Annotated in this window: 27 protein-coding genes; 11 read left to right on the plus strand and 16 right to left on the minus strand. The window is 75.1% G+C overall.

The window, feature by feature from the left end:
- Nucleotides 1-29: 29 nt before the first annotated feature.
- From HCN08_RS20400 to HCN08_RS20410, 3 genes are all read right to left on the minus strand, one after another.
- Nucleotides 30-1,022, minus strand: a complete 993-nt coding sequence (locus HCN08_RS20400) for a YihY/virulence factor BrkB family protein (protein ID WP_240970273.1) — start codon at nt 1,020-1,022, stop codon at nt 30-32.
- 125 nt (nt 1,023-1,147) lie between these two features.
- Nucleotides 1,148-2,554 carry a Re/Si-specific NAD(P)(+) transhydrogenase subunit beta gene (pntB, locus tag HCN08_RS20405; RefSeq protein ID WP_167984615.1) on the minus strand — a complete coding sequence of 469 codons (1,407 nt, stop codon included), beginning with the start codon at nt 2,552-2,554 and terminating at the stop codon, nt 1,148-1,150.
- 6 nt (nt 2,555-2,560) lie between these two features.
- On the minus strand, nt 2,561-4,117 hold the full coding sequence (locus tag HCN08_RS20410) for a Re/Si-specific NAD(P)(+) transhydrogenase subunit alpha (RefSeq protein WP_167984616.1): 1,557 nt from the start codon (nt 4,115-4,117) through the stop codon (nt 2,561-2,563).
- A 233-nt stretch (nt 4,118-4,350) separates the two neighbouring features.
- Between HCN08_RS20410 and HCN08_RS20415 the strand changes: the two genes are divergently transcribed.
- Nucleotides 4,351-5,781 (plus strand): serine/threonine-protein kinase, encoded by a 1,431-nt coding sequence (locus tag HCN08_RS20415; protein WP_167984617.1) that lies wholly within the window; start codon nt 4,351-4,353, stop codon nt 5,779-5,781.
- Here HCN08_RS20415 and HCN08_RS20420 read toward each other — a convergent pair.
- On the minus strand, nt 5,760-6,854 hold the full coding sequence (locus tag HCN08_RS20420) for a sigma-70 family RNA polymerase sigma factor (RefSeq protein WP_167984618.1): 1,095 nt from the start codon (nt 6,852-6,854) through the stop codon (nt 5,760-5,762). The genes HCN08_RS20415 and HCN08_RS20420 overlap by 22 nt on opposite strands.
- A gap of 215 nt (nt 6,855-7,069) precedes the next feature.
- Here HCN08_RS20420 and HCN08_RS20425 point away from each other — a divergent pair, with 215 nt between their 5' ends.
- On the plus strand, nt 7,070-7,801 hold the full coding sequence (locus tag HCN08_RS20425; RefSeq protein WP_167984619.1) for an SDR family NAD(P)-dependent oxidoreductase: 732 nt from the start codon (nt 7,070-7,072) through the stop codon (nt 7,799-7,801).
- 97 nt (nt 7,802-7,898) lie between these two features.
- Here HCN08_RS20425 and HCN08_RS20430 read toward each other — a convergent pair whose 3' ends face one another.
- Together HCN08_RS20430 and HCN08_RS20435 are read right to left on the minus strand one after the other, a co-directional pair.
- Nucleotides 7,899-9,479, minus strand: a complete 1,581-nt coding sequence (locus HCN08_RS20430; RefSeq protein ID WP_167984620.1) for a DUF7507 domain-containing protein — start codon at nt 9,477-9,479, stop codon at nt 7,899-7,901.
- A 101-nt stretch (nt 9,480-9,580) separates the two neighbouring features.
- Entirely contained in the window at nt 9,581-10,021 is a 441-nt protein-coding gene (locus HCN08_RS20435) for a MarR family winged helix-turn-helix transcriptional regulator (protein WP_167984621.1), read from the minus strand.
- A 212-nt stretch (nt 10,022-10,233) separates the two neighbouring features.
- On the opposite strand from HCN08_RS20435, the gene HCN08_RS20440 reads away from it, so the two are divergent.
- On the plus strand, nt 10,234-11,268 hold the full coding sequence (locus tag HCN08_RS20440) for an NAD-dependent epimerase/dehydratase family protein (RefSeq protein ID WP_167984622.1): 1,035 nt from the start codon (nt 10,234-10,236) through the stop codon (nt 11,266-11,268).
- Between the two features lie 27 nt (nt 11,269-11,295).
- On the opposite strand, the gene HCN08_RS20445 is transcribed toward HCN08_RS20440, so the two are convergent.
- From HCN08_RS20445 to HCN08_RS20455, 3 genes are all read right to left on the minus strand, one after another.
- Nucleotides 11,296-12,582, minus strand: coding sequence for an amidohydrolase (locus HCN08_RS20445; RefSeq protein WP_167984623.1), 1,287 nt, complete (start codon nt 12,580-12,582; stop codon nt 11,296-11,298).
- 127 nt (nt 12,583-12,709) lie between these two features.
- A complete protein-coding gene (locus HCN08_RS20450; RefSeq protein ID WP_167984591.1) occupies nt 12,710-12,904 on the minus strand; it encodes a DUF6126 family protein in 195 nt (64 codons plus the stop codon).
- Between the two features lie 90 nt (nt 12,905-12,994).
- Nucleotides 12,995-13,654 carry a helix-turn-helix domain-containing protein gene (locus HCN08_RS20455; RefSeq protein ID WP_167984624.1) on the minus strand — a complete coding sequence of 220 codons (660 nt, stop codon included), beginning with the start codon at nt 13,652-13,654 and terminating at the stop codon, nt 12,995-12,997.
- A gap of 195 nt (nt 13,655-13,849) precedes the next feature.
- Between HCN08_RS20455 and HCN08_RS20460 the strand changes: the two genes are divergently transcribed.
- From HCN08_RS20460 to HCN08_RS20480, 5 genes are all read left to right on the plus strand, one after another.
- A complete protein-coding gene (locus tag HCN08_RS20460; protein ID WP_167984625.1) occupies nt 13,850-14,917 on the plus strand; it encodes an NAD(P)/FAD-dependent oxidoreductase in 1,068 nt (355 codons plus the stop codon).
- 196 nt (nt 14,918-15,113) lie between these two features.
- Nucleotides 15,114-15,827: a LamG domain-containing protein gene (locus HCN08_RS20465; protein ID WP_167984626.1), complete on the plus strand. Its 714-nt coding sequence runs from the start codon at nt 15,114-15,116 to the stop codon at nt 15,825-15,827.
- 88 nt (nt 15,828-15,915) lie between these two features.
- Nucleotides 15,916-16,758 (plus strand): VOC family protein, encoded by an 843-nt coding sequence (locus HCN08_RS20470; protein ID WP_167984627.1) that lies wholly within the window; start codon nt 15,916-15,918, stop codon nt 16,756-16,758.
- A gap of 116 nt (nt 16,759-16,874) precedes the next feature.
- The gene (rpmG, locus tag HCN08_RS20475; RefSeq protein WP_167984628.1) at nt 16,875-17,039 is read left to right on the plus strand and encodes a 50S ribosomal protein L33; all 165 of its coding nucleotides are present in this window, start codon (nt 16,875-16,877) and stop codon (nt 17,037-17,039) included.
- A gap of 62 nt (nt 17,040-17,101) precedes the next feature.
- Complete coding sequence (locus tag HCN08_RS20480; RefSeq protein ID WP_167984629.1) at nt 17,102-17,353, plus strand: type B 50S ribosomal protein L31; 252 nt, start codon at nt 17,102-17,104, stop codon at nt 17,351-17,353.
- Between the two features lie 88 nt (nt 17,354-17,441).
- Here HCN08_RS20480 and HCN08_RS20485 read toward each other — a convergent pair whose 3' ends face one another.
- Both HCN08_RS20485 and HCN08_RS20490 read right to left on the minus strand, forming a co-directional pair.
- Nucleotides 17,442-17,930, minus strand: a complete 489-nt coding sequence (locus HCN08_RS20485; RefSeq protein ID WP_167984630.1) for a GNAT family N-acetyltransferase — start codon at nt 17,928-17,930, stop codon at nt 17,442-17,444.
- A gap of 76 nt (nt 17,931-18,006) precedes the next feature.
- Nucleotides 18,007-18,858, minus strand: a complete 852-nt coding sequence (locus HCN08_RS20490) for a helix-turn-helix transcriptional regulator (protein WP_167984631.1) — start codon at nt 18,856-18,858, stop codon at nt 18,007-18,009.
- Nucleotides 18,859-18,959: 101 nt separating this feature from the next.
- Here HCN08_RS20490 and HCN08_RS20495 point away from each other — a divergent pair, with 101 nt between their 5' ends.
- On the plus strand, nt 18,960-19,724 hold the full coding sequence (locus HCN08_RS20495; RefSeq protein ID WP_167984632.1) for an SDR family oxidoreductase: 765 nt from the start codon (nt 18,960-18,962) through the stop codon (nt 19,722-19,724).
- 12 nt (nt 19,725-19,736) lie between these two features.
- Here HCN08_RS20495 and HCN08_RS20500 read toward each other — a convergent pair whose 3' ends face one another.
- From HCN08_RS20500 to HCN08_RS20520, 5 genes are all read right to left on the minus strand, one after another.
- A complete protein-coding gene (locus HCN08_RS20500; RefSeq protein WP_167984633.1) occupies nt 19,737-20,975 on the minus strand; it encodes a PP2C family protein-serine/threonine phosphatase in 1,239 nt (412 codons plus the stop codon).
- Nucleotides 20,976-21,083: 108 nt separating this feature from the next.
- Nucleotides 21,084-21,716: an AAA family ATPase gene (locus HCN08_RS20505; RefSeq protein ID WP_167984634.1), complete on the minus strand. Its 633-nt coding sequence runs from the start codon at nt 21,714-21,716 to the stop codon at nt 21,084-21,086.
- Nucleotides 21,717-21,830: 114 nt separating this feature from the next.
- On the minus strand, nt 21,831-23,426 hold the full coding sequence (locus HCN08_RS20510; RefSeq protein ID WP_167984635.1) for an MFS transporter: 1,596 nt from the start codon (nt 23,424-23,426) through the stop codon (nt 21,831-21,833).
- Nucleotides 23,427-23,437: 11 nt separating this feature from the next.
- Entirely contained in the window at nt 23,438-24,004 is a 567-nt protein-coding gene (locus HCN08_RS20515) for a type 1 glutamine amidotransferase domain-containing protein (RefSeq protein ID WP_167984636.1), read from the minus strand.
- Nucleotides 24,005-24,070: 66 nt separating this feature from the next.
- Nucleotides 24,071-24,406 carry a helix-turn-helix transcriptional regulator gene (locus HCN08_RS20520; RefSeq protein ID WP_167984637.1) on the minus strand — a complete coding sequence of 112 codons (336 nt, stop codon included), beginning with the start codon at nt 24,404-24,406 and terminating at the stop codon, nt 24,071-24,073.
- Between the two features lie 158 nt (nt 24,407-24,564).
- On the opposite strand from HCN08_RS20520, the gene HCN08_RS20525 reads away from it, so the two are divergent.
- Together HCN08_RS20525 and HCN08_RS20530 are read left to right on the plus strand one after the other, a co-directional pair.
- Nucleotides 24,565-25,062, plus strand: coding sequence for an STAS domain-containing protein (locus HCN08_RS20525; RefSeq protein WP_167984638.1), 498 nt, complete (start codon nt 24,565-24,567; stop codon nt 25,060-25,062).
- Between the two features lie 70 nt (nt 25,063-25,132).
- A complete protein-coding gene (locus HCN08_RS20530) occupies nt 25,133-26,191 on the plus strand; it encodes a cation diffusion facilitator family transporter (RefSeq protein ID WP_167984639.1) in 1,059 nt (352 codons plus the stop codon).
- Nucleotides 26,192-26,881 lie beyond the last annotated feature (690 nt).

The raw sequence follows: 26,881 nt of genomic DNA on the forward strand, positions 1-26,881 counted from the left end.
GCCGTGAAGCGGTGCGCCGGAGGAAGGGCTCAGGCCAGGTGGCGGCGCTCCTCCGGCGTCCACGTCTCGGTGTCGCGCGGCGTGACGTACGGCTCGCGGTCTGCCGGGAAGCCGCCCGCGACGGCCCGCGCCCGGGCCAGCTCCGCGTCGAACTCCAGGCCCAGCAGGATCGCCACATTGGTGATCCACAGCCACACCAGGAACACGATCACCCCGGCCACCGTGCCATAGGTCTTGTTGTACGAGCCGAAGTTGGACACGTAGACCGCGAAGCCGCCCGAGGCCGCCATCCAGATCAGCAGCGCCAGCAGGCTGCCCGACGTCGTCCACAGGAAGCCGCGGCCCTTGACGTTGGGCGCCGCCCAGTACAGCACGGCGATCATGGTGAGCACCAGGAAGGCCAGCACCGGCCACTTGGCGACGGCCCACACCGTCAGCGCGGTGTCCCCGAGCCCCAGCGTGGCGCCGGCCTGGTGGGCGACACCGCCGGTGAAGACCACGATCAGGGCGCTCGCCCACGCCAGCAGCATCAGCAGCACCGTCAGCCCCAGCCGCAGCGGCAGCACCTTCCAGAACGGCCGGCCCTCGGGCACGTCGTAGACGGCGTTGGCGGCGCGGATGAACGCGGCCACATAGCCGGACGCCGACCACAGCGCGAGCAGCAGGCCGACCACCGCGAACGCCGAGCCCATCCCCGCCCGGTCCTGCAACTGCCGCACCGCGTTGGTGATGAGGTCGCGCGCCGGACCGGGCGCCAGCTCGTCCAGGTTCTTGAGCACCTTGTCCGTCGCCGACCGGCCGGAAAGCCCCAGCACCGACACGAACACCAGCAGCGCCGGGAACACCGACAGCACGCCGTAGTACGTCAGCGCGGCGGCCCGGTCACCGAGCTCGTCGGTCCTGAACTCCTCGAAGGTGCCCTTGAGCACCGCCCACCACGACCTGCCCGGCAGGTCGGTGGGATGGTCCGGCTGCCCGCGCCGCACCCGTATCCCCGGCCCGGCCTTGCGTTCACCGCGCATCGGTCTCCCCGACTTTCGCTCCATAGCTGCCCGATCTGCCCGCGAAGCGGCGATCGAAACGTCATCCGCGGCCGGCCCGGCCCGGGAGGCGCCGCAGCGCAACCCCCCGGGCCCGGCCCGGCGGCTCACAGCGCCCGCAGGATGTCCTCCACCCGCTCCTTGGCGTCGCCGAACAGCATCTGGGTGTTCTCCCGGAAGAACAGCGGGTTCTGCACCCCGGCGTAACCGGTGCTCATCGACCGCTTGAAGACGATCACGTTCTCCGCCTCCCACACCCGCAGCACCGGCATGCCGGCGATGGGGCTGCCCGGGTCGTCGACCGCCGCCGGGTTCACGGTGTCGTTCGCCCCGATGACCAGCACCACCGCGGTGCCCGCCAGGTCGTCGTTGATCTCGTCCATCTCCAGCACGATGTCGTACGGCACCTTCGCCTCGGCCAGCAGCACGTTCATGTGCCCCGGCAGCCGCCCGGCGACCGGGTGGATGCCGAACCGCACCTGCACGCCCCGCTCGCGCAGCCTGCGCGTCAGGTCCGCCACCGGGTACTGCGCCTGCGCCACCGCCATGCCGTAGCCGGGGGTGATGACGACCGACCCGGCGTCCCGCAGCAGCTTCGCGGTGTCCTCGGCGTTGATCTCGCGGTGGTCGCCGTACTCGGTGGTGTCGGACACGGCCGCCTCGACACCGAAGCCGCCCGCGATGACCGACAGGAACGACCGGTTCATCGCGGTGCACATGATGTACGACAGATACGCACCCGAGGAGCCGACGAGCGCGCCGGTCACGATGAGCAGGTTGTTGTCCAGCAGGAAGCCCGACGCAGCCGCCGCCCACCCCGAGTAGCTGTTGAGCATCGACACCACGACGGGCATGTCGCCGCCGCCGATCGACGCCACCAGGTGCAGGCCGAGCGCGAGGGCCACCGCGGTCACCGCGACCAGCAGCCCCACGTTCGGCGACACCACGAAGGCCACCGTCAGGCCCACGAACGCCGCGAGCGCGGCCAGGTTGAGGACGTTGCGCGCGGGCAGCATCAGCGGGCTGGACTTGATGCGCGCCGAGAGCTTCAGGAACGCGATGACCGAGCCGGTGAAGGTCACCGCCCCGATGAAGACGCCGATGAAGACCTCGGCGTGGTGGATGCGCAGCAGGTCGGCGGCGATCTCGTGCTGGGCCGCCCCCCTGGCCTCGACGTCCAGGTAGCCGTTCCAGCCGACCAGCACGGCGGCCAGGCCCACGAAGCTGTGCAGTATCGCGATGAGTTCCGGCATGCCGGTCATCTCCACCCGGCGGGCCCGCTGCAGGCCGATGCCGGCGCCGATGACCATGGCCAGCACCAGCAGGCCCATCCCGGTCGCGGCGATGCTGCGGGAGGCGAGCCCGATCGTGGCGGCCAGCGCGATCGCCATGCCGGAGATGCCGTAGACCACGCCGGAGCGGGACGTCTCGTGCCGGGACAGGCCCGCCAGCGACAGGATGAACAGCAGCGCGGCGACGACGTAGGCCGCCTGCGCGGCGGTCGATGCGGTCATCGCGGATCAGTCCTTCGCGAACATCGACAGCATGCGCCGCGTCACCGCGAACCCGCCGAAGATGTTGATCGAGGCCAGCAGGACGGCGGCGAACGCCAGGACCGTCACGGCGGTGTGCGCGTGCCCGATCTGCAGCATCGCGCCCACCACGATGATCCCGGAGATCGCGTTCGTCACCGACATCAGCGGGGTGTGCAGGGCGTGGTGGACATGCCCGATCACGTAGTACCCGATGACGATGGCCAGCACGAAGACCGTCAGGTTCCCGATGAGCTGCTGCGGCGCGAAGGCCGTCACCAGGAACAGCACCGCGGCCCCAAGGCCCACCAGGGCGTATGTACGGGCCGGCGACGCCTTGCGCTTCTCCGGCGCGGCGGGTCTCGCGGCGGGCGCGGGCGCCGCGGGCGCCGGCGCGGCCGACACCTGGACCGGTGGGGGCGGCCAGGTCGTCTCGCCGCCGCGCACCACGGTCACCGAGCGCTGCACCACGTCGTCGAAGTCCAGCACCAGCTGCCCGTCCTTGCCGGGGGTGAGCAGCTTCAGCAGGTTGACCAGGTTGGTGCCGTACAGCTGCGACGCCTGCGTGGGCAGCCGCGCGGCCAGGTCGGTGTAGCCGATGATCGTCACCTGGTTGCCGGTGACGACCTTCTCGCCGGCAACCGAGCCGGCCACGTTCCCGCCCTGCGCCGCGGCCATGTCCACGATGACGCTGCCCGGCTTCATGCTCGCCACCATCTCCTCGGTGACCAGCAGCGGCGCCTGACGCCCCGGGATCAGCGCGGTGGTGATGACGATGTCGGTGTCCGGCAGCACTTGCGCGTACAGCGCCGCCGCTCGGGTGTTGTAGTCGTCCGACATCTCCTTGGCGTAGCCGGTCGAGCTCACCTCGACCTCCGCCGACTCCACCGCCAGGTACTCCCCGCCCAGCGACCTGACCTGGTCGGCGACCTCGGGCCGCGGGTCGGTGGCCCGCACCACCGCGCCGAGGCTGCCCGCCGCGCCGATCGCCGCGAGCCCGGCCACGCCCGCGCCGGCCACCAGCACCTTCGCCGGCGGCACCTTGCCGGCCGCGGTCACCTGCCCGGTGAAAAACCGCCCGAAGGCGTGAGCGGCCTCGACGACCGCGCGGTAACCCGCGATGTTGGCCATCGAGCTGAGCACGTCCAGCGACTGGGCGCGGGAGATACGCGGCACCGCGTCCATCGCCAGCGCCGTCACCCCCGCCCGCGCCAGCGCGTCGAGCAGCTGCGGATTCTGCGCCGGGGCGAGCAGCGAGATCAGCGTCGCGCCCTCGGTGAGCAGCGCGATCTCCGCCTCGGAGGGCGCGTCCACGGCCAGCACCACGTCGGCGCCCCACGCGTCGGCGCGGCTGCCGATCCGCGCGCCGGCCTCGCGGTACGCCTCGTCCGCGATGCTCGCCGCCAGGCCCGCGCCCGACTCGACCAGCACCTCGTAGCCGAGCCCGCGCAGTTGCGCGACCGTCACCGCGGTGGCCGCCACCCGTGTCTCCCCCTCTCCCGACTCGCAGACCACGCCCACTCGTTGACCTTGCTGACTCACCATGGGTCCTCTCTGGTCGGCGTTCCGCCCCGGCCGAGATACCTCGGCCGCGGCGGTGACTACCCGGAAGGTAGCCACAGTTCGTACCCGGCATGCGCCGTCGATCCGCCCCGCGGGGCACGCCACGGCACGGCACGACCGCATGATCCCGTGCCGCACCCGGGCGCACCACCGTTCGAAAGAGGTACGCACCGGCGGCGCCCCGTAATCTTGGGCCGGACACGGGGGAGGGGTGCGTGGAACGGATCGGCAGTTACGGCGTCGTGCGCAGGCTCGGCGAGGGCGGCATGGGCACGGTGTGGCTCGCCCGCTCGCGCGGCGGCCGGCTGGTCGCGGTGAAACTCGTCAGGACCGAGCTGGCGGGCGACCCGGCCTTCCGGGCGCGCTTCCGCGCCGAGGTCGCCGCAGCCCGCCGGGTCGGCGGCTTCCACACCGCGCCGGTCGTGGACGCCGACCCCGACGCCGCGCAGCCGTGGCTGGCGACCGCGTACGTACCCGGTCCGACGCTCGCCCAACTGCTCGCCGCGCAGGGGCCGATGGACGAGGAGCGGCTGCGCGGGCTCGGCGCGGCGCTCGCCGAGGCGTTGCAGGCCATCCACCGCTGCGGGCTCGTGCACCGCGACCTCAAGCCCGGCAACATCGTGATGGCCGACGACGGGCCGCGCGTCCTGGACTTCGGCATCGCCCGCGCCATGGACGACGCCCGGCTCACCGCGACCGGCACCGCCTTCGGCACGCCCGGCTTCCTCGCCCCCGAGCAGGCCGAGGGCCATGCGGTCGGCCCCGCCGCGGACGTCTTCGCGCTCGGCGCGGTGCTGGTCGCCGCGGCCGGCGGCAGCGCCTTCGGCGGCGGTACGCCGGTCGCCCAGATCTACCGCTCCGTCCACGGCGAGCCGGACCTGACGGCCGTGCCGGAGGCGCTGCGGGAGCTGGTCGCCGGGTGCCTGGACAAGGCGCCGGAGCGCCGGCCGGGCACCGAGCAGCTCCTGGACCGGCTCAGCCCGCTGCAGAGCCCGGCCCCGCCCGCCCCGGCCACGTCGTACGACCTCGCCCCGCCGGCGCCCCGGGCCGCGCCGGCCGCTGCGGACCCGCCGGCGGCCCCGTCCGTACCGGGCACGCCCCCGGGACCGCCCGCAGCGCCGCCGGGGGCCCCGCTCGTGGCCGACACGCCCGTACCGCCGCCGCCCGCGTACCCGCCGGCGCCGCCCGGCCACGCTCCCGCCACCCCGCCGCCGTTCGGGGCCGCCGCGCCGTTCGGGTCGCCGGGGCCGCCCGGGACGCCGCCGGTGCCCGCCGTGCCCGGCGTACCGGCGCTGCCGCCCTCGCCGTACGGGCCCGGCGCGCCCATCCCGCCGCCGGGGGCGGGGCTCGGGCAGATCGCGATGCCGGAGTTCCTGGCCATGGACCGCAAGAACGCCGTCGTCCTCGACCCCGCCGGCATCTCGCTCGGCTCCGACGGCCGGGTCACCGAGATCCCCTGGCACGCCGTGGACGTCGCGTGGTGCGAGAAGGCCGCCGGGCGCGGCCACGCGCTCGTGGTGGCCGTGGCCCTGCGCGACGGCACGCTCTTCTCCTGCGAGGTCGGCACCCGCAGGGCCGCCGAACTGGACGCCTGGATCGCCCGGTTCACCGCGACGCTGGCGTACTACAGCCCCGAGACCGACTGACCGCCCGCGCCCGGGGCCCCACCGCTCGCCGGCAGCGCGGCCGGCAGGCCGAAGACGGCGAACAGCCGCAGGTCCCGGAAGGCGGTGATCCGGGCGACGCCCGCCGCGTCGCAGGTGAGCACCTGGAGCACGTACGGCCGGTACCCGCCGTCCGCCGCGCGGCGGTAACCGGCCAGCGCCGGCTGGCCGTTGGCCGCGGTGGCGACCATCCGCAGATCGCCGGGCCCGGTCAGCACATGCCACGCCAGGAACCGGCCGATCCGCTCCCGCCCGGTGAACCAGGTCGGCACCGGCGGCATCTCCAGCACCGCGTCGGCCCGCAGCAGCCGCATCAGCGCGGCCACGTCGGCGTTCTCGAACGCCGCCGCGTAGCCGTCGAGCAGCGCCCGCCGTTCGGCGTCGGCGGGCTCGCGCACCGTGTCCTGCGCGGGGGCCGCCTCGCGCAGCGCCGCCCGGGCGCGTTGCAGCAGGCTGTTGACCGCCGCCGCCGACACCCCGAGCAGCTCGGCGACCTCCGCGGCCCGCCAGCCCAGCACGTCCCGCAGGATCAGCACCGCGCGCTGCCGCCCCGGCAGGTACTGCAGCGCCGCGACCAGCGCCAGCCGCACGCTCGCCCGCGCGGCGGCCACCGCCGCCGGATCGGCCGACGGCGGGCCCAGCAGCGCGTCCGGGAACGGCTCCAGCCACGGCACGTCCGCCAGCGGCTCGGCCGGCGGTGCGTCGGGGTCGTCCGAGGGCCCGCCGAGCCCGGTCGGCATCGGCCGCCGCCCGCGGCTCTCCATCGCCCGCAGGCAGGCGTTGGTGGCGATCCGGAACAGCCACGTCCGCAGCGACGACCGCCCCTCGAACCGCCCGTACGACTGCCACGCCCGCAGCAGCGTCTCCTGCACCTGGTCCTCCGCGTCGTGCACGGAGCCGAGCATGCGGTAGCAGTACGCCAGCAGCGCCGGCCGCATCGGGGCGGTCAGCCGCGCGAAGTCCGCGCCGTCCGCCGCCGCCGGGTCGCTCCCCGCGCCCGTCCGCGCCTGCGCCGGCGGGGCCGGCTCCTGCCGCTGTGTCGCCGCTGTCGGCACTGCTCCTCCTGTGGGCTCGCCCGGAAAGGCCCACTGCCGGGGGCCGTCACCAAGAGAGATCCGGCCGGCGGGGAAAACTCATCGCCGCCCGCGCCGGCCGCCGCGATGACTTTCCGCGCCGCCCCGTATCGGAGAGGGCAGGAGCGCCCGCAACCGGCGCCCCGCACCTCGCACGATCCCCGCTGGACATCTCGCACGATACGGAGAGCACTCCCATGGCCACCATCGCAGACAGGGCAGTCCTGGTCACCGGCGCGAACCGCGGCATCGGCCGCGCGCTCGTCCAGGAGGCGCTGGACCGCGGCGCCGCCCGGGTCTACGCCGCCGCCCGGCAGCCCGTGCCGCCCGCCGACGAGCGGGTCGTCCCGCTCACCCTCGACGTCACCAGCCCCGAGCAGATCCGGCAGGCCGCGGCTGCCGTCCCCGCCCTGGACGTCCTGGTCAACAACGCCGGCCGGTACGGCGAGGACGTGCTCGGCGACCCCGCCGTGCTGGAGGCGATCCTCGCGGTCAACCTCCACGGCACGCTCGGCGTCACCCGGGCGTTCACCCCGCACCTGGTCGCCGCCGCCGGCACCGTCGTCAACAACCTGTCGCTGCAGGCCCTCGCGCCGCTGCCGCTGACCGCGTCGTACTCGCTGTCGAAGGCCGCCGCCTTCTCCATGACGCAGTCGCTGCGCACCCTGCTCGGCGACCGGGGCGTGCGCGTGCACGCCGTGCTGACCGGCCCCGTCGACACCGACATGACGCGCGGCCTGGACATCCCCAAGGTCGCGCCGGCCTCGGTCGCCGCGGCGATCTTCGACGGCGTGGAGAAGGACGAGGAGGACATCTTCCCCGACCCGCTCTCGCGCGGCATGGCCGAGAGCTGGCACACCGGCGCGGTCAAGGCGTTCGAGCGGGAACTCGCCGCGATGGCCCGCGCGGCGGCGGGCCCGGCGGCCTGACCGGCCGGTACGCGCGCACGGCGAAGCCCCGGGGCGGGTGGGCCCCGGGGCTTCTGCGTGCGGGCACGCGCCCCGCGTCAGCGGCGAGCGGTGCGGCTCACCTGCCGCCGTACACCGGGGGCCGGTCCTGGCCGGGCTTGCCGTAACCGGGCTTGCCGGGGCCCGGCTTTCCGGGTCCGGGCTTTCCGGGGCAGGGCTTGCCGTAGGTCGGGTGGCACGGCGGCTCCGGGTGGCCGCCGCCGGGGATCGGCAGCGTCGCCGACGACTCCGGCGACAGGACGGGTTCCCCGTTCGCGGTGCCGCTCGCCGTCGCGGTGTTGTCGACCGAACCGGCCGCCACGTCCTGCTCGGTCAGCACGTACGTCGCCGTGCAGGTGACCGTCTCACCGGGCGTGAGCGTCGTCTGCGGGCAGTCCACCGGCCCGACCTTCGGGTCGTCGACGGCCAGGTCCGTGACGTCCGTGCCGCCGGAGTTCGTCACGACGAAGTCGTACGGCACCGGGGTGCCCGCCACCAGCCGGTCCGGCAGCGGCTCGCGCACCTGCTTGACCAGGTTCAGCCCGGGCAGCTCCCGGTCGGTCCTGATCGCCACGTTGCGGATCAGGTGCACATCGGTGAACAGGCCCGTCGAGCCCGCGAAGCCGAATTTGTACGTCGCCGGCACCGGTTCCGGCGCCGGGGTGGACAGCACTTCGTGCGGCCCGGTGCCGTCGTTGAAGTCCACCAGCACGGTGACCACCGGGTCCGGCGCCGGCGTGATGCGCACGGTCACCCGGCGGCGCGACGGCTCCAGCGCCTGCTCGGCCTGCTCCGGCGTGGCGTCCGGCGGCAGCGAGGTGAGCGGGCCCTGGAGGCTGCCGGGCAGCGTCGAGGGCCAGGGGCCGGTGGTGGTGAAGTTACTGGTGGTCGCGGTCAGGAAGCAGTAGCCCTCGGTGCCGTCACCGGGGCCGCGCAGCGTCACCATGTTGGCGCCGGGCGCCGGGACGCGGAAGACCGTGCCGGCGGGGGAGCGGCGGGCGCAGCCGTTGCCGCGCTGCTCCCAGTCGCCGAAGTAGTTGCCCAGCACGTCGAGCCCGACGCCGAGGTAGCCGCGGTCCACGCCGGGCAGGAACGGCTGCGCCGGGTCGTCGTCCGGGAGCTTCTGCGCGTAGCCGAGGCTGCCGCCGAAGGCGCCGGGGTGGGTGAGCGAGGTGTCGCCGTCCACCAGGAAGAAGGAGATGCCGTCGGCGGGGGTGTCGGGGGTGGTGCTGCCGTACTGCCACTGGTCGAACGTGACGTCCAGGCCCTCGGTGGCGGGCAGCGCGTGGTCGTAGAGCACCGCGCCCGACTGGTCGTGGGAGGCGTCGGTGAGCTGGAGGTAGCCGTGCGGGGCGCCGCCGGCCGGCGGTACGGGGCCGGTCCGGTCGGTGCGGCAGCCGCCGAGCGGGTGGTCGCCGGCGGGCGGCGGGGTGGCGGTGGCGGCTGCCCCGGTCAGGCACGCGGCGCCCACGGCGACGAAGCCGGGGTCCGCGGTGGCGCCGGTGAAGGTCTCCGTCACCAGCGGGGACCCGCCCTGGCGCACCGCGGCCGGCGCGGCGGCCGAGGCCGCACCGGCGCCGAGGGCGCCCGCGCCGAGCGCGCCGAGCGCGCCGAGCGCCGCGGTGGCCGCGAGCAGCCGCGTCAGTCGATATGAGGTCATGGCGCAAGGACTAACCGACCGGCGCCGGTCGATCCGCGCGGCGGGCCGAGCCCGGCCCGCGATTACCTCCGCCGGAGCAGCGGCGCCGAGTTGACGGTACGTCAGGCGGGGCCGTCGTAGGAGGCCACCGCCGTGAGCGCGGAGCGGAAGGTCGCTGCGTCCGCACCCGTCAGCGGCGCCAGGAACCTGCGCTCGGCCTCGTCGCTCGCGGCGGTCGCCCGGCGCAGGGTGTCCGTGCCGTGGTCGGTCAGCACCACGACGTTGCGCCGCCGGTCGCCGGGGTCGGGGCGGCGGGCCAGCAGGCCCTTGCCCTCCAGGGTGTCGAGGAAGGCGACCATCGTCGTCCGGTCGACCCCGAGCCGGCCGGCGACCCGCGCCTGCGAGGGGGCGTCCTGGCCGGCGATCACGAGCAGCACCGCCAGTTCCCGCCCGCTGATGCCGAACGGCTCCAGCGCCTCGGCGTTGAGCGCGGCCAGCCGCGCCTGGGCGTGCTTGAGGAGGTGGCCGAGGCGGCCGTTGAGCTCGGGCGCTGTGGTGGACATCCGAAGACTGTACAGCTACGGTGATCGTCAGTGGTGCTGACGATCAGCGCTGCTGCTGTTCAGTGCCACTGCTATTCAGCCCGGCTGCTGTTCAGGGCTGCTGATCTTCAGCGGCGCTGCTGTTCAGGGGTGCTGCTTGTTCAGCGGTGCTGCTGATCAGTGGCCCTGCTGATCAGCAGTGCTGATCGTCAGCTCGAACGGAGCATTCTCGTATGATCCTTGTCACCGGCGGCCTCGGCTTCATCGGCTCGCACACCGCCCGCGCCCTGCTGGACCTCGGGGAGGAGTGCGTGCTGGTGCAGCGGCGCGAGCCCGGCGCGCTGCCAGGCTTCCTCGTCGGCGCGGGCGGCAGGCCGCTGGTGCGCACCGAGCGGGCCGACCTCGGCGACGTCGAGGCGCTGCGGCGGATCGGCGAGCGGCACGCGGTCACCGGCGTGGTGCACCTCGCCGGGTCCGTGCCCTGGCCGCCCGGGGCCGCCGATCCGGTGGGCGCCGCGCAGGACGCGCTCGGGAGCCTGTTCAACGTCGTGCGGGCGGCGGCCGGTCGGCAGGTGCCGCGGGTCGTCGTGGCGAGCACGATCGGGGTCTACGCCGGCGCCCCCGGCACCCTGCCCGGCACCGCCCCCGGCTCCGGCGGCGACGCCGGCCCCGACCGCACGCCCGAGGTCACCGCGCCGCTCGGCGAGGACCTGCCGCTGCCCATGACGGCGGGCCATGCCATCCCGGCGTTCAAGAAGATCGGCGAGCTGCTCACCGGCCACCTCGCCGCCGCCACCGGGCTCGACCTCGTCAACGCCCGGATATCCGCGGTGTGGGGCCCGCTCGGCCGCCCCGCCTCGCCCTTCGTCGCCGTGCCGCAGCTCGTGCACGCCGCCGCCCGCGGCACCGAGCCCGACCTGTCGGCGCTGTACGCCCCGGCCCGCGCCGGCCAGGGCGCCGACCTGATCTACGCCCGCGACTGCGGTCGCGCCCTGGCCCTGCTCCAGACGGCGCCGCGGCTGCGGCACCGTACGTACAACGTCGCCTCCGGCCGGATCACCGGCAACGCCGAGGTGCTGGCCGCGCTCAACGCCCAGGTCCCCGGCGCCGGGCTCAGCCTGCCGCCGGGGCGCGAACCGGGCGCGGGCCCCGACGTCCGGCTGGACGTCACCCGGCTGCGGCAGGACACCGGTTACGCCCCGCGGTACGACCTGGAGCGGGCCGTCGCCGACTACCTCGGCTGGCTGCGGGCCGGCAACCCCCGCTGAACCGCAGCCGGCCGGCCCGCCGCCGGCTCAGGCGGAACCGGCACCCGCCCCGGCATCCGCCCCCGTACCCGCGCCCAGCCGCCCCAGCGCCGCCACCACCAGCGCCTCCACGCCCGTGGTGAGCGTCGGCTGGAGGACCGGCGCGAACTCGGGGGAGTGGTTGCTGGGCAGCTCGTCGAGCCGGCCCTCCTGGAAGGCGGCCAGCGTCGCCGCGGCGTCCGTGCCGCCCCAGAACCAGAAGACCGTCGGGACACCCGCGGCCTCGCCGAACAGCCCCACGTCCTCGCTCGCCGCGATCGGCGGCAGCGGCAGCAGCCGCTCGGCGCCGAAGTGCGCCGCGAGGTCCGCGCCCACCGCACGCGTCGCCTCGGGGTCGCTGACCAGCACCGGCGCCCCCGGGCTCCAGGTGATCACCGGCGGCTTCGGCGCGCCGCTCGCGGCGGCCTCGGCGTTGACGATGCGCTCGATCGCGTCGATGACCAGCCGCCGCACCTGCGGGGTGTAGGAGCGCACGCTGATGCCCAGCCGCGCGGTGTCCGGGATGACGTTCTCCTTCGTCCCGGCCTGGAGCCGGCCCACCGTCACCACCGCGGTCTCCGCGGCCGGCACCTCGCGCGCGACGATGCCCTGGAGCCGGACCACGACCGAGGCGGCCATCAGCACCGGGTCGACCGTGGCCTCCGGGCGCGAGCCGTGGCCGCCGCGCCCGAAGAGCTGCACGTCGCCGACGTCCGCGCCGGCCATCACCGGGCCCTCGCGGTGCCCGATCATGCCGGCCGGCAGCGGCCCGACATGCTGGCCCAGCACGACCGAGGGCCGCGGGAAGCGCTCGAAGAGCCCGTCGGCGATCATCGCCCGCGCCCCGGCCATCAGCTCCTCCGCCGGCTGGAAGACCGCGAGCACCGTGCCCGACCAGTGCGCCCGCAGCCGCGCCAGCAGCGCCGCCGCGCCCGCGAGCGCCGTGACGTGCATGTCGTGCCCGCAGGCGTGCGCGACCGGCACGCTCTCCCCGTCGGGGCCGTCGGCGACGGCCTCGGAGGCGTACGGCAGCCCGGTGTTCTCGCGCACCGGCAGCGCGTCCATGTCGGCCCGCAGCATCACCACGGGCCCGTCGCCGTTGCGCAGCACCCCGACGACGCCGGTTCCGCCGACCCCCTCGGTCACCTCGTAGCCGGCCTCCGTGAGCGCCCGCGCCGCCTTGCCCGCGGTGCGGTGCTCCTGGCCGGACAGCTCCGGATGGCGGTGCAGGTCCTCGTACAGGGCTTCGAGCCCGGGGAGCAGGTCGGTCTGCCAGGTGTCGTCGGGGAGCGCCATCGGGTCACCTTCCACTGGGCCGCGCCCCGTCGTCGGGCCGCGCCGTCGCCGCTCCCATTCGACCACGTCAGCGCGCCACGACCGAGCCCGGACCCGGACCCGACCCCCTCCTCACGGAGCAATACACCTAGTGCTTGCCGGCGATGGTGAAGAGGAAGTACAGGTAGGCGGCGAGCAGATGGGCGACGACCACGTAGACCAGGACGCGCAGGACGACCCCGCGCTGCTTGCGCTTCTCGCTGCCGTTGGTGGTGGGGACGACGACCGGGGTGACCGGGGTGGCCGGTCGGACCTCGTGCTGGGTGCCCTCGGTGGTGGCCATGTCCTTGTCTCCTCGCGGTGTGTTCAGGGAAAGCCTCGGGAAAATCAGGGGCGCGATCGGTGCGCGTTCGATGGGCGATCGGTGCCGCGATCAGTGCGCGGGGCCGTGGTGCGCGCCGGCGCCGGTACGGGGCGGCGGGCCGACGCACAGCGCCGACGTCTCGCTCTGCATCAGCGTGTGGACGAACAGCACGTCCGCGCCGGTGCCGCCGGTCGCGGACAGGCGGTGCGGGACGAGCGAGTCGAAGTGCGCGGAGTCGCCGGGCGCCAGGGTGTGGACCCGCTCGCCGAGCGTCAGTTGCAGCGTGCCGCCGGTGACGTACAGCCACTCCTCGCCGGGGTGCACACGGACCAGCGCGCGCTGCGCCCCGGCCTCCGCCGGGATGTGCAGCCGCAGCGCCTGCATGGCGCGCCCGGTGCCGCCCGCCCGCCAGTACGTCCAGCCGGCGGACGGTACCGCGGCGGCGTCCTTGCCGCGTAGGATCGGATCGGGTTCGCTCGCGGTCTCGCCCAGCAGGTCCGAGACCGTGGTCCCGTACATCCGGGCGAGCCCGAGCAGGACCGGGAGCGACGGCTGCCGCAGCCCGGACTCCAGCCGCGACAGGTGCGCGGCGGACAGGCCGGCCCGGCCGGCGGCGTGCTCCAGCGTCAGGCCCGCCGCCAGGCGCAGGTCCCGCAGGCGCGGGGCCAGCACCAGGTCCTCGTCGGGGGCCGCGGGTGCTGCGGGGGGCTGGTGGTCGGTGACTGCCATGCGTCCATGGAACAGCAGCTCATGCCTCTGGGGCAAAAAGTTTGCCTGAGAGGCAAATCCCGCGCGACGCCTCCCCTCCCACGCGATGTCCGGCCGCCGGTCCGGCCCCGCCGCCTGGGGCTTTGCTGATCCGGCAATGTTGTTTGCCGTTTTCCGCCCTCCTCGCCGACGATCGCCGACGAGGAGGCAGACGACATGACGAACCACCATCCGCAGCCCGAAGCCGAGCCCAGGCCCGAAGCCGCGCCCGAGCCCGGAGCCGCAGCCGCGCCCGAGCCCCGAGCCGCAGCCGAAGCCCAAGCCGACGTCGAGGCCCTGGTGCTCGGCGGCGGCGCCGCCGGACTTGCCGGTGCGGCAACCCTGGCCCGCGCCCGCCGCTCGGTCCTGGTCATCGACGCCGGAGCGCCGCGCAACGCCCCCGCGTCGGGCGTGCACACCTATCTCGCCCGCGAGGGCACCCCGCCCGCGCAGCTGCTGGCCGCCGGCCGGGCCGAGGTCGAGGGCTACGGCGGCCGGATCCGCCGGGGGACCGCCACCGCCGCCGAGCGCCGCCCGGGCGGCGGCTTCCTGGTCACCCTCGACGACGGCACGACCCTGACCGCGAGCCGGCTGCTGGTCACCACCGGCCTGACCGACGAACTGCCCGCCGTCCCGGGCCTGGCACAGCTGTGGGGCCGCGACGTGCTGCACTGCCCGTACTGCCACGGCTGGGAGGTGCGCGACCGGGCCGTGGGCGTCCTCGGCACCGGCCCCATGGCCGCGCACCAGGCGCTGCTGTGGCGGCAGTGGACCGACCGCGTCACCCTCTTCCTGCACACCGCGCCCGAACCGGACGACGAGACGTACGAGCGGCTCGCCGCGCGCGGCGTGAGCGTCGTCGACGGCGAGGTGATCCGGCTCGTCGCCGAGGGCGGGCGGCTCGCCGCCGTCGAACTGGCCGGCGGGCGGCGGATCGCGGCCGACGCCCTGGCCGTCGCCCCGCGCTTCACGGCCAACGCCGGCATCCTGCGCGGCCTCGGCCTGGAGGCGGAGGAGCAGCGCATGGGGGAGTACGTGATGGGCACCCGCATCCCCGCGGACCCGGCCGGCGCGACCGCCGTGCCCGGCGTGTGGGTGGCCGGCAACGTCGCCAACCTGACCGAGCAGGTCATCGGCGCGGCTGCCGCGGGCGTGCGCGCCGCCGCCGCGATCAACGCCGACCTCGTGGAGGCCGACACCCGCCGCGCCGTCGCGAAGGCCCGGGCGGCCACCGCGCCCGCATGACCCGCCGGGCATGCCGTACGTCCCCGGGCCGGCGCCGGGGGCGCACGGCCTGCCCGGCGCCGGGCCCGTACCCCCGACCCAGGGGGGCGCGCGCCGGGCGGTCCGCGCCGGGGGTGCGCTTCCGCACGCCGCTTACGGGCGCCCGGCCGAACCCGATTGAATAGGGGCAATTCCGGCCACCAGCAGGGAGCCCCGCATGACCGACGGCCCCACCCCCGCGGTGGTCTTCGACGCCCCCTTCACCGACCGCACCGCCTGGGCGGTCGGCCGCACCTCCGCCTACCCGCCGGACGGGCGCAACCCCGGCGACAACAAGCTCGACGAGATCGGCCCCGGCTACGCCCCCACCGCCGCCGGCGTCTTCACCGCCCGCCGCGCCCGCGACGGCGGCTGGCACACCGCCCTGGTCTCCACCGAATACGCCCCCGGCGGCTTCGAGCTGCTCCCCGGCGACGAACTGAGCGCCACCTGCACCGTCCACGACGTCCAGGGCGCCTGGCCCGCGCTGTGGACATGGGGCCGCGACACCCGCGGCGGCCCGCAGCCCGGCCACGGCGAGGTCGACGCCTTCGAATACCACGCCACCAACCCCCGCCTGCTGGAGCTGACCAACCACGTCCGCGCCGCCGGCCACTACGCCGAGGACGCCGTCACCCCCGGCCGCCCCTTCGCGCTGCGCGTCGTCCTCGGCGCGGGCAACGTCGAGTGGTATGTGGACGGCCGGCTGCTGTTCGCCGACCACCGCGGTGTCGGCCCGCACTGGCGGGCCTGGCCCGTGGTGTGCGTCAGCGTCGCCGCCGGCGCCTACGGCCATCTGCCGCCCGCGCCCGGCACCGACGAGCTGCACTGGCAGTGCACCGGGCTGACGGTGCGCCGCCCGGCTGGCGCGAGCCGAAATCCGCCCGCATGATCGGCGGGAAAACGGGCAGGTGCTGCGACGCCATCCCCGGGCCGCCGCGCCCGGGGCCCCTCACCCCCCATGGAACGGAGTCGGTGCGATGACCCGGCGACAGCCGTCGCACACCCGCGCCCACCAGGCCGGCGAGACCGGCGCGGACGTGGCGCGCGGAGCGCCCTGCTGGGTCAGCCTCTCGGCCCGCGACCTGGCCGCCGCCGAGAAGTTCTACGGCACGGTGCTCGGCTGGGAGTTCCGCTCCACCACGCTCGGCACCCGCTTCGCCGTCGCCCTCAGCGACGGCCACCCGGTCGCCACGATCGGCGCGGTCGCCGGCGACATGCAGGTCGCCGTGGTCTGGACGCCCTTCTTCGCCGTCCCGCAGATCGACGAGGCGACCGCCCGGATCCGCGAGCGCAGCGCCACCGTCGCACTGGGCCCGGTCTCCTTCGCCTCCGGCCGCGCGGCGCTGGCCGCCGACCGGGACGGCGCGGTCTTCGGCGTGTGGGACGGCCGGCTGCCCGGCGGCTGGGAGTCCTGGCACGACCGCGGCCCGGTCGTCGTCCGGCTGCACACCCGGGACGCCTTCGAGGCGGCGATCTTCTACGGCGGCGTCCTCCAGTGGGCGGACGGCGACGGCGACGGCTGCTCGGTGAGCTACGAGCCGGAGCAGTCCGAGGTCGTCGTGCGCACCGGCGGCAGCGTCGTCGCCCGGATCTACTCCGGCGCCGTCGAGGCCGCCCCCGACCCGGCCGCGCGCCCGCACTGGTCGGTGCACTTCCCCGTCCGGGACGTGCCCTCCACCGTGGAGACCGCGCGCACGCTGGGCGCCACCGTGCTCGCCACCGGCGAGGGGCCGGACGGCCCGTGGGCGGACCTGTGCGACCCGGACGGCGGGCGCTTCACCGTCTTCGCCCCGCCCGCACCGGAGCCGCCGGCCCTGTGAGCCCCGCTCTCCCGCCCGCCGCCGCCTCTCCCGGCGGGCGGGAATGCGCCGCCGGCCCTCTGCGTTGACGCCCTCGCACGACGAAAACGACTTCCATGTCGGAGAGAGGTGGTCCCATGGCCCGCAGCGAACAGCGCCCCGTCGTCACGCTGCGCTCCACCGCCGGTACCGGTCACAGCTACGTGACCCGCAAGAACCGGCGCAACAACCCCGACCGGCTGACGCTGCTGAAGTACGACCCGGTCGCCCGCGCGCACGTGCTCTTCCGCGAAGAGCGCTGACCGCCGCGGCGCCATCGCGACGCCCGCGCAGCACACCGGTCCCGACCCGCGAGAGGACACCCATGAAGCACGGCATCCACCCCGAGACCCGTCCCGTCGTCTTCCGCGACAAGGCCGGCGACCTGGCCTTCCTGACCAGGTCCACCGCGAGCTCCGACCGCACGGTGGAATGGACCGACGGAAAGACGTACCCCGTCATCGACGTGGAGATCTCCTCGGCCAGCCACCCCTTCTACACCGGCCGGGCCCGCGAGCTCGACACCGCGGGCCGCGTCGAGCGCTTCCGCCGCCGCTACGGCCGCAGCGCCGGCTGACCGCAGGAAAGAAGCCCACGGGCCGCGCCCCCCGACACGCGGGGGCGCGGCCCGTCGCGCTGTGGCCGCGCCCGCGGTCCGGGAGCGGTCACAGCGCCAGATGCATGATGTGCAGCCCCACATACCCCAGCCGCGGATGCCGGAAGCCCTCCGGCAGCGTCCCGATGACCTCGAAGCCCAGCGAGCGGTAGAGCGCGACGGCGTGCACATTGCTCTCCACGACCGCGTTGAACTGCATCGCCCGGTAGCCCTGCGCCCGCGCCCACTCCACCGAGTACGCGCACAGCGCCCGCCCGACCCCCCGCCCCCGGTGCGCCGGGTCGACCATGTAGCTGGCACTCGCGATGTGCGAGCCGTTCCCCATGTGGTTGCGGTTCATCTTCGCCGTGCCGGCGACCGCCCCGGCCTCGTCGACCGCGACGACCGTACGGAACGGCGCCGCCAGCATCCACCACGCGCGGCCCTGCTCCGGCGTCATGTCCGGCGGGTAGGTGAACGTCTCGCCCTCGGTGACGATGCGCCGGAAGAACGGCCAGATCGCCGCCCAGTCCGCTTCCTCGGCTTCCCTGATCAGCATCGCCCCACCCTGCCCGGCCCCCGCCCCGTACCGCCAGCGGTTTAGGCCCTCCCCGGCCAGGCGCGCGGGGGAGGGCTCAGCGGGCGGGTTCGCCGAAGCGCTCGTGGCCCAGCACGCCGAGCAGCCGCAGTTTGTCGTACCCCTCGCTGCGCGGCGGCGCGGTCAGCACGACCAGCGCCTGGTGCTGGTCCTCGGTGAACAGCGCCTGGCAGTCCAGCTCGATCGGGCCGAGCTCGGGGTGGACCAGGGTCTTGTGGTCCTCGAAGCGCCGGGCCACCTCGTGCCGCTCCCACAGCGCGGCGAACTCCGCGCTCCTGGCCCGCAGCGCGCGGACCAGCTCACCGGCGGGCGAGGCCGGGCCCATCGACGCGTGCGCGGCCCGCAGGCCCGCGACCAGGGCGCGGCTGTGCCGGTCCCGGTCGGCCTCCGGGTAGCGGACCCGCTCGGCCGGATCGGTGAACCAGCGGTAGGCCTCGCTGCGCGCCAGGCCCGTATGCCGCGAGGCGTCGCCGAACAGCGCCGCGGCCAGCCGGTTCTGCGCCAGCGTCTCGCCCAGGCTGGAGACCACCAGCGCCGGGGAGTCGTCCAGCCGGTCCAGCACCCGCAGCAGCGCCGGGGCGACATGCGCGGCGGCGGCCCAGGACGCGGCCGGCGGGTTGTGGCCCGCGACCCGGAAGAGGTAGTCGCGCTCGGCGGCGGTCAGCCGCAGCGCCCGGGCGAGCGCGGCGAGCATCTGCTCACTGGGCTGCGGGCCGCGCCGCTGCTCCAGGCGGGTGTAGTAGTCGATGGACATCACCGCGAGCGTCGCCACCTCCTCGCGGCGCAGCCCGGTGGCCCGGCGGCGGACGCCGGGCGCCATCCCCACGTCCTCGGGCTGCAGCTCCTCGCGGCGGCGCCGCAGGAAAGCGGCCAGTGCGTCACGGTCCATGCACTCCATTATCGGACGCCGCCCGGCGCGAACCAGGGACCGCCGATCCCCCGATCAGCGCTCCCTGCCCGCCCCGCCGGCGGCTGCCTAGCGTCATGGCCATGAACATCTCCGGCAACACCGTCTTCATCCCGGGCTCCACCAGCGGCATCGGCCTGGCCCTCGCGCTGGCGCTGCACGCCCGGGGCAACACCGTCGTCGTGGGCGGCCGGCGCACCGAGCTGCTCGACCGGATCGCCGCCGAGCACCCCGGGCTCGGCACCGTCGTGATCGACACGACCGACCCGGCGAGCATCCGGGTCGCCACCGAGGACGTCCTGGCCCGCTACCCGGACCTGAACGTCCTGGTCACCATGGCCGGCATCATGCACATCGAGGACTGGCACCGGCCCGCGGACTTCCTCGCCTCGGCGGAGTCGGTCGTCACCACCAATGTGCTCGGCCCGATCCGGCTGATCGCCGCGTTCGTCGAGCACCTGCAGAGCCGGCCGGACGCCACGATCATGACCGTCTCCTCGGGACTGGCCTTCACCCCGCTGCGGATCACCCCCAGCTACAACGCCTCCAAGGCCGCGATCCACATGCTCAGCGAGTCGCTGCGGCTCCAGCTGGCCGACACCACCGTGAAGGTCGTCGAGCTCGTGCCGCCGTCGGTGCGCACCGCGCTGCTGCCCGGGCAGGAGTCCAGCGAGTTCGCGATGCCGCTGGAGGACTTCGTCGCCGAGGCCGTGGAACTCCTCGCGACCCGGCCGGACGCCAAGGAGATCCAGGTCGAGCAGGTGAAGTTCCTGCGCTACGGCGAGGCGCGCGGCGACTACGACGAGGTCGTCGCCACCGTCAACCACCTCGACCCGCACGGCAGGTGACCGCCGGCGGCGCTACAGCCGCACGACGATCAGCGCGATGTCGTCCAGCCCGCCGTTCGGGACGCCCAGCCGGGAGAGCAGGGTGTCGGCCAGGGCGTCGGGGCCGAGCGAGCTGTGGGCGGCGAGGGTGTCGACGAGGCGCTGCAGCCCGGTGTCGATGTCCTCGCCGCGGCGCTCGATGAGCCCGTCGGTGTAGAGCACGAGGGTGGCGCCCGGGCGGTAGGGCACCGTGGCCTGCGGACGCGGGCCGTCGTCCATGCGGACCCCGAGCGGCGGGTCGGTGGCCTTGTCCAGCACGGCGACCGAGCCGTCGGTGCCGCACAGCAGCGGCGGCGGGTGGCCGGCGCTGGTGTACGTGATCCGGCGGGCGCGGGTGTCGACGACGGCCTTCGCGGCGGTCGTGGCCAGCGCGCTGTCGAACGTACGGGCGTAACGGCCCAGCACGTCCATCGCCCGGCCCGGCTCGGGGATGGCGCGCACCGCCGCGGACAGGGCGCTGCGGAGCATCCCCATGATGGCCGCGGCCTCCAGCCCGTGGCCGACGACATCGCCGACCGCGACGGTGAAGGTGTCCTCCGACAGGTCCACCACGTCGTACCAGTCGCCGCACACGTTCATCGACCGCACCGCCGGCATGTAGCGCAGGGCGATCTCGCGGTGCCCGGCGAGGTCCGGGGAGTGCAGCATCGCCTGCTGGAGGGTGAGGGCGATCTGCCGCTCGCGGGCGTGGGCCACCCGCAGCTCGTCGTTGAACCGCTGCAGCTCCTGCCCGCGCGTGTAGAGCTCGGCCTCCATGCCCTCGACCGGGACGCCGGAGGTGCCCGGATCGTCCTGCTGGCTCTCCATGAAGTCGGTCATGTCCTCCACCCGGTGGATGATGCAGCGCACCGATCCGTCGGGCGCGAGCACCGGGATGTTGATCGGCGACCACCACTTCGACACGAAGCGCCGCTGCTGCCCGCCGGGGGCCGGGATGTCGTACCGCTGCACGGCCATCGTGTCCGGCCGCTTGGAGTGCAGCACCCGCCGCAGCGACGCCTGGAGGTTGCGGACCCCGTCGGCGTCCGGGTTGTCGGGGTTGTCGGGGTGGACGTCGAAGATGTCCCGGCCGACCAGCTCCTCCCGGGTGCGGCCGGTGACCCGCAGATAGGCGTCGTTGACGTCCACGGCCACGAAGTCCGGCGTCAGCAGCAGGTTGGGGCTCGGCGTCACGGCGAACACCGCCCGGTAGTCGATCCGCGGTGCGGCCACGGCTGGCCTCCTGTCCCGTCCGTCGTGTCATGTCCCGCCACCGACTATGCGATGCCGCCACCGCCCGCGGCCGGGCGGCTCGCCGAGGCCGCCGCAAGGGCGCGGGGCTCAGTCGAAGCGGATGTGCCGGACGCTGACCCCGGCCCGCCGGATACGTCCGCGCAGCGCGCTGTCGGTGTTGGGCTCCAGCGACAGGCCGGCCGACGCGGCGACCCGCGAGGCGACCTCGGGCACCCCGATGCGGTCGGTCCACAGGTGCTCGGCGAACCGCGGGTCGCGCAGCCGCTCCAGGCACAGGTCGAGCTTGCGCAGGGCGAAGCTCTCCCGCCGCAGCGCCGCCTCCGTCCCGCGCAGCACCCGCACCGCCCGCCCGAGGCCGCGCTCGCGCAGCCGGCGCACCACCGTGGGCCTTTCGGCGAGCAGCGCGAAGTGCCGTACGTCATGGCCGCGCTCGCGCAGCCGGCCCACCGTCTGCTCGAAGTACGCCGGCTCGACCACCGTCATCGGCACGATCACCGTCCCCGGATGGCGGACCGCGGCGAGGTCCAGCACCTCCACGACGCCGTCCCGCCACGCCCGCAGGTCCTGGAAGTCGCCGCGCAGCTCCCGCGGCAGCGCCCGGTGCAGCCCGAAACCCACATGCTCCGGGTCGCACACCACGCTGCCGGGCAGCCGGCGCGCCAGCTCGTACGCGGTCGCCGTCTTGCCGCCGCCGAACGGCCCGTTGATCCACACCAGCATGCGCCGACCCTACGCCCGGCCCGCCGGCCGGCACGGCTGCGGCTCGGCGGCGCCCCGGTCGCGCCGGTTCCACACCGGCGTGCCGAGCAGCGCTGGCGGGTGCCCCGCGGGAGGTCAGTCGCCCTCGGTGGGGGAGACGAAGTCGCTGCCGCGGATGAGCAGCAGGGACAGCACCCCGCCGGCCAGCGCGATGACCGCCGCGACCAGCAGGATGTGGTCCAGGCCCGAGGTGAAGGCGGCGCGGGCGGCGACGGCCGCCGCCGGGCGCTGCCGCGCCGGGACCTGCGCCAGGGCGGCGGAGAACTCGCCGTCGGTCAGCGACGAGGCGATCTGCGGGGCGCGGGCGCCGAGGCCGGGGATGCGGCCGAGCTGCTCGGCCACCACCGACTGCACCCGGGTGGCGAACAGCGAGCCCAGCAGCGCGATGCCGGTCGCGACCCCCACCTGCCGGGAGGTGGAGCTGATGCCCGAGGCCATCCCGGCCCGCCGGGCGGGCACCACGCCCACCGCGGTCGAGGCCAGCGGCGGGTTGATCAGCCCGATGCCCACCCCGGCCAGCAGCAGGCCGGGCACCAGGTGCGTCCATGACGAGCCGGCGTCCAGGCCGCGCATCCACAGCAGGCCGAGGCCGATGACGATGCCGCCCGGCCCGATGAGCAGCCGTACCGGCACCCGCGACGACAGCCGCCCGGAGACGGCAGCCACCACGAAGATCGCCGCGGAGGCCGTCAGCAGCCGCAGGCCCGTGCCGAAGGCGGAGTAGCCCAGCACGTCCTGCAGGTAGAGCGTCAGATAGAGGAACATCGCGAAGATCGACGCCGACATGCAGAAGGCCGCGATCAGCCCGCCCGAGAAGGTGGGCTTGCGCAGCAGCGACAGGTCGAGCATCGGCTCCCGGCCGGCGCTCTCGACAACCAGGAACACCACGAGCAGCACCGCCGCCGCCGCGAAGCAGCCCAGCACCAGCGGGTCGGAGAAGCTGGTCTCACCGGACTTGATGAGCGCGAAGACCAGGAAGGCGAGCGAGCCGGTGAAGGTCGCAAAGCCCCACCAGTCCGGCCGCCGCGGACGCGGGTCGCGCGACTCGCGCACCCGGGCCCAGGTCACCGCGAGCGCGAACAGCCCGACGGGCACGTTGACGTAGAAGATCCAGCGCCAGGAGATCCCGGAGGTCAGCGCGCCGCCGACGACCGGCCCGACCGCGACGGCCAGGCCGGTGACCGCGCCCCACACCCCGAAGGCGAGCCCCCGGTCCTTGCCGCGGAAGGTCTCGGCCAGCAGCGCCAGCGACACCGCGAACATCGCGGCCCCGCCGACGCCCTGCAGACCGCGGGCCAGCTCCAGGAACAGCGTGCCGGACGCCATGCCGCACAGCAGCGAGGCGACGGTGAAGACGGCCAGGCCCGCCAGGTACGCGCGTCTGCGCCCGAACAGGTCGGCCAGCGAGCCGCAGGTCAGCAGGGTCGAGGCGAGGGTGAGGGCGTAGGCGTCGACGACCCACTGCAGGTCGGAGAAGCTGCTGTGCAGGTCGCGCTGCACGTCCGGCAGCGCCACGTTCACGATGGTGATGTCCAGCAGCAGCATGAACGTGCCGACGCACACCGCCGTCAGCGTCCACCACCGGTGCACCTCGCCCTCCCCGGCGCCGCGTCGCGCGGCCGGCGGGGGCGAGGGCAGGTGGACGGCGCGCAGGTGCGCCCTGATCGCCATGCGCGCGCCCCTCAGGGCGAGGTGACCAGCGCCGCCTCGGTCTCCCGGAGGAAGTCGTCCAGGTCCTTCGGCGTGCGGGACGTCACCAGCGTCCAGCCGCCGGTGTCGTCGCTGACCACCGAGCGGTCCACCCACCGGCCGCCGGCGTTGGTGACGTCGGTGCGCAGCGACGCGTACGACGTCATCGTCTTGCCGCGCACCACGTCGGCCTCGACCAGCGCCCACGGGCCGTGGCAGATTGCCGCCACCGGCCGGCCGGAGGAGGCGAAGGACCGCACCGCCGCGACAGCCTTGCCGTTCATCCGCAGGTGGTCGGCGTTGAGCGCGCCGCCCGGTATCAGCAGCAGGTCGTACGGCCCGGGGTCGGCGTCGTCGAGGGTCGTTGTCGGCGAGACCTTGCGGCCCGGGTCCTTGTCGCCCACCAGGGTCTGCACGGGCTCGTCGGACACCGCGGCGATCTCGACCTCGGCCCCGTTGCCCCGCAGGTGCTCCACCGGGACGACCAGTTCGTCCTGCTCCACGCCGTAGTTCGTGACGACGGCGAGGACCCTGCGCCCCTGGAGATCGTTGCCGGCCATGGGCTGCTCCTCTCGTGGGTGTGCCGTTCCCCCACGGGTGCCCGGCCGCGCGACCGGTATGCCCCTTTACGCCGCGCCGCTCGCGCGGGCCTGCTGGTCGGGGTCGGAGTCCAGCGAGAACAGGGCGAGCAGCGCCGCGACCGGGGCGCCGGCGTCCGCGGGGTGGCGCAAAAACGTCCCCGTCGGGATTTCGTAGGTGTTGGTGCGGCCCACCCGGGTGTGGGTGAGGTACCCGTCCGACTCCAGATCCGAGATGATCTTCTGGACGGCGCGCTCGGTCAGCATGCACTGACCCGCGATGTCCCGGACCCGGATCGCCGGCGACCGGGCGATGGCGGCCAGGACGCGGGCGTGGTTGGTCAGGAAGGTCCATCCGGTCCGGGGGCGGGCGACGTCATCCATGGCGATATCGTACGACGTCGGATTCAGGTCAGCGCAAACACGAATAGGATTTCGCGTATAGCTTGACAGTCGTCGCGCCGACGCCACAGGCTGGTCTCGCCGCGGTCGGCACCACACACGGCACCGCACACCACCGCAGACCCAGGAGGGCGCACTCTATGGCACGTGCAGGGGACCACCCGCGCGAGCGCGCGCAGCCCGGCGACGTCGCGTCGGCGACGGCCGCCGCGGGCCCACGGGTGGTCAGGCACCTGCGCTCCGGACTCACCATCCGGACGGTAGAGGACGGCGAGCGCATCCGCGTCCGCGTCGAGGGCGAGGTCGACCTCGACTGCGCCGACACGCTCCACCAGGTCCTCGCCGACTGCCTGCAGGCCGGCCCGCGGGGTGTCGACCTCGACCTCACCGGGGCGGAGTTCTTCGACTGCGCCGGGCTCAACGCGCTGCTGCGGGCCCGCAGCGGCGCCCGCGCCGCCGGGGCCGAGCTGACCGTCACCGCGGTGTCGCCCGCGGTGGCCCGCGTGCTGGACCTCACGCACTGCGACGAGGCCTTCCCGCACTCCGTCCCGCCGCCGCCACCCGCGCCGGTGCCCGCGCAGCCCTCCGCGCCCCCCGTGCCCTGGGGCACCCCGCGCCGCACCGCCCGCCCGGCCTGAAACCGGCCCCGCGCCCCGCGTACGGGTGACCGCCTGGTTGCCGGCCCGTACCGCGGGTACGCGCCCGGCCATGACGAAGGGACGCAGCGGCCCGGCCGCGGACGGCGGCACGGCGGGCGCGAAGAAGGGCGACGACGGCGAGACCACCGGCACGGTGCTCATCGCGCTGCTCGCCAATGTGGTGATCACCCTCGCCAAGGCGGTCACCGGCGCCCTCACCGCCTCGCCGGCGCTGCTCGCGGAGGCCGCGCACTCCGTCGCCGACACGCTCAACGAGATCTTCCTGCTCGCCTCGGTGCGGCGCAGCCGCCGCAGGGCCGACGCGCGGCACCCCTTCGGCTACGGCAAGGAGCGCTTCTTCTGGGCGCTGCTCGCCGCGGTCGGCATCTTCGTCACCGGCGGCTGCTTCTCCTTCTACCAGGGCGTGCACGCCTGGATCACCCCGGAGAAGCAGTCCACCACCGAATTCGTCGCCACCTACGCCGTGCTCGGCGTGTCGCTGGTCGCCGAGGGCAGCTCGCTGCTGCGGGCGGTGCGGCACCTGAAGGGCCGCGCCCGGGCGCACGGCCGGACCCTGGTCCGGGAGGTCGCCAGGAGCGAGGACCCGACCGTACGCACCGTCTTCGCCGAGGACGCCACCGCCGTGCTCGGCGTGCTGCTCGCCGCCGGCGGTGTGCTGGGCCACCAGCTCAGCGGCTCCCAGCGCTGGGAGGCCGGCGCGGCCTTCGCGATCGCCGTGCTGCTGGTCCTCGTCGCGTACGGCCTCGGCCGCGCCGCCCGCGACCAGCTGGTCGGCCAGGCCGTCGACCCGCGCCAGCAGCAGGAGGCGTACGGCATCCTCGCCGAGCAGCCGGAGATCGACACGGTCACCGCGCTGCTGACCATGCGGCTCGGCGTGGACACCGCGCTGCTGGCCGCCCGGGTGGACCTGCGCGAGGGCATCGACAGCGAGCGGGTCGAGGAGGTCAGCGTCCGCATCAAGGACGAACTGCGCCGCAGGTGCCCGGCGTTCGACGAGATCTTCCTCGACATCGTCGACGCCGACAGCGCCGAACGGGCCCGCGCCCGCGAACGCCGCCAGGCCGTCGACCGCGCGGTGGCCCGCCAGGACGAGGCCGACGACAGCTGACCGCCACCGCGGCCTTGCCGGCGGCCGACGCCTTGCGCGCCCGGCACGGTGCCGGCCCGCCGCGGGTTCCCCACCTCGCGCGGGGCGCCCACGGGCTGCCCCGCAGCCGCGCGCGGCGGGCATCGGCGGCCCCGGCGGTCGCGGCCCCGGCCCGCCTCCGCAGCCGCCGGCCCGCCGGCCGGTCGCGGGTTTCCCGCCTCGCGCGGGGCGCCTACTGGCTGCCCCGCAGCTGCGGGCGGCGGGCATTTGGCCGCCCCGGCGGTCGCGGCCCCGGCCCGCCTCGGCAGCCGCCGGCCCGCCAGGCCGGTCGCGGGTTTCCCGCCGCGGGCCGGGTTCCCCGCCTCGCGCGGGGCGCCTACCGGCTGCCCCGCAGCCGCGCGCGGCGGGCATTGGCCGCCCCGGCGGTCGCGGCCCCGGCCCGGCTCCGCAGCCGCAGGCCCGCCGGCCGGGCCCGGCCGGCGCGCACGCCCGGCTGCCTCCTCGGTCCCGGCCGGCCTGCACCGTCCAGCGGCCTGCATCCGCAGCCGCCGGGACGCAGGCCCGGCGTGGGTTTCCCGTTCGGGGGGTGGGACAGACGGTGTCATGGCATAGGAGTGGCCCGCCGGGCGTGTCCTGCGCGTCGGTGGGGCTCGGGCCGACGGCCGGTGTACACGGGATTCAGCGGTGGATGCGGTGGGCTCGCGGGTGGTG

Source organism: Actinacidiphila epipremni (assembly GCF_012034175.1).
GTDB lineage: Bacteria > Actinomycetota > Actinomycetes > Streptomycetales > Streptomycetaceae > Actinacidiphila > Actinacidiphila epipremni.

Bases quoted from the DNA above. Each gene is read 5' to 3' on its own strand.
- HCN08_RS20520 (WP_167984637.1), bottom strand. From the start codon at position 24,406: ATGGATGACGTCGCCCGCCCCCGGACCGGATGGACCTTCCTGACCAAC.
- HCN08_RS20400 (WP_240970273.1), bottom strand. From the start codon at position 1,022: ATGCGCGGTGAACGCAAGGCCGGGCCGGGGATACGGGTGCGGCGCGGG.
- HCN08_RS20425 (WP_167984619.1), top strand. From the start codon at position 7,070: ATGGCCACCATCGCAGACAGGGCAGTCCTGGTCACCGGCGCGAACCGC.
- HCN08_RS20445 (WP_167984623.1), bottom strand. From the start codon at position 12,582: ATGGCGCTCCCCGACGACACCTGGCAGACCGACCTGCTCCCCGGGCTC.
- HCN08_RS20525 (WP_167984638.1), top strand. From the start codon at position 24,565: ATGGCACGTGCAGGGGACCACCCGCGCGAGCGCGCGCAGCCCGGCGAC.
- HCN08_RS20505 (WP_167984634.1), bottom strand. From the start codon at position 21,716: ATGCTGGTGTGGATCAACGGGCCGTTCGGCGGCGGCAAGACGGCGACC.
- HCN08_RS20510 (WP_167984635.1), bottom strand. From the start codon at position 23,426: ATGGCGATCAGGGCGCACCTGCGCGCCGTCCACCTGCCCTCGCCCCCG.
- HCN08_RS20450 (WP_167984591.1), bottom strand. From the start codon at position 12,904: ATGGCCACCACCGAGGGCACCCAGCACGAGGTCCGACCGGCCACCCCG.
- rpmG (WP_167984628.1), top strand. From the start codon at position 16,875: ATGGCCCGCAGCGAACAGCGCCCCGTCGTCACGCTGCGCTCCACCGCC.
- HCN08_RS20435 (WP_167984621.1), bottom strand. From the start codon at position 10,021: ATGTCCACCACAGCGCCCGAGCTCAACGGCCGCCTCGGCCACCTCCTC.
- HCN08_RS20515 (WP_167984636.1), bottom strand. From the start codon at position 24,004: ATGGCCGGCAACGATCTCCAGGGGCGCAGGGTCCTCGCCGTCGTCACG.
- HCN08_RS20495 (WP_167984632.1), top strand. From the start codon at position 18,960: ATGAACATCTCCGGCAACACCGTCTTCATCCCGGGCTCCACCAGCGGC.
- HCN08_RS20485 (WP_167984630.1), bottom strand. From the start codon at position 17,930: ATGCTGATCAGGGAAGCCGAGGAAGCGGACTGGGCGGCGATCTGGCCG.
- HCN08_RS20460 (WP_167984625.1), top strand. From the start codon at position 13,850: ATGACGAACCACCATCCGCAGCCCGAAGCCGAGCCCAGGCCCGAAGCC.
- pntB (WP_167984615.1), bottom strand. From the start codon at position 2,554: ATGACCGCATCGACCGCCGCGCAGGCGGCCTACGTCGTCGCCGCGCTG.
- HCN08_RS20440 (WP_167984622.1), top strand. From the start codon at position 10,234: ATGATCCTTGTCACCGGCGGCCTCGGCTTCATCGGCTCGCACACCGCC.
- HCN08_RS20530 (WP_167984639.1), top strand. From the start codon at position 25,133: ATGACGAAGGGACGCAGCGGCCCGGCCGCGGACGGCGGCACGGCGGGC.
- HCN08_RS20470 (WP_167984627.1), top strand. From the start codon at position 15,916: ATGACCCGGCGACAGCCGTCGCACACCCGCGCCCACCAGGCCGGCGAG.
- HCN08_RS20410 (WP_167984616.1), bottom strand. From the start codon at position 4,117: ATGGTGAGTCAGCAAGGTCAACGAGTGGGCGTGGTCTGCGAGTCGGGA.
- HCN08_RS20455 (WP_167984624.1), bottom strand. From the start codon at position 13,654: ATGGCAGTCACCGACCACCAGCCCCCCGCAGCACCCGCGGCCCCCGAC.
- HCN08_RS20490 (WP_167984631.1), bottom strand. From the start codon at position 18,858: ATGGACCGTGACGCACTGGCCGCTTTCCTGCGGCGCCGCCGCGAGGAG.
- HCN08_RS20480 (WP_167984629.1), top strand. From the start codon at position 17,102: ATGAAGCACGGCATCCACCCCGAGACCCGTCCCGTCGTCTTCCGCGAC.
- HCN08_RS20430 (WP_167984620.1), bottom strand. From the start codon at position 9,479: ATGACCTCATATCGACTGACGCGGCTGCTCGCGGCCACCGCGGCGCTC.
- HCN08_RS20465 (WP_167984626.1), top strand. From the start codon at position 15,114: ATGACCGACGGCCCCACCCCCGCGGTGGTCTTCGACGCCCCCTTCACC.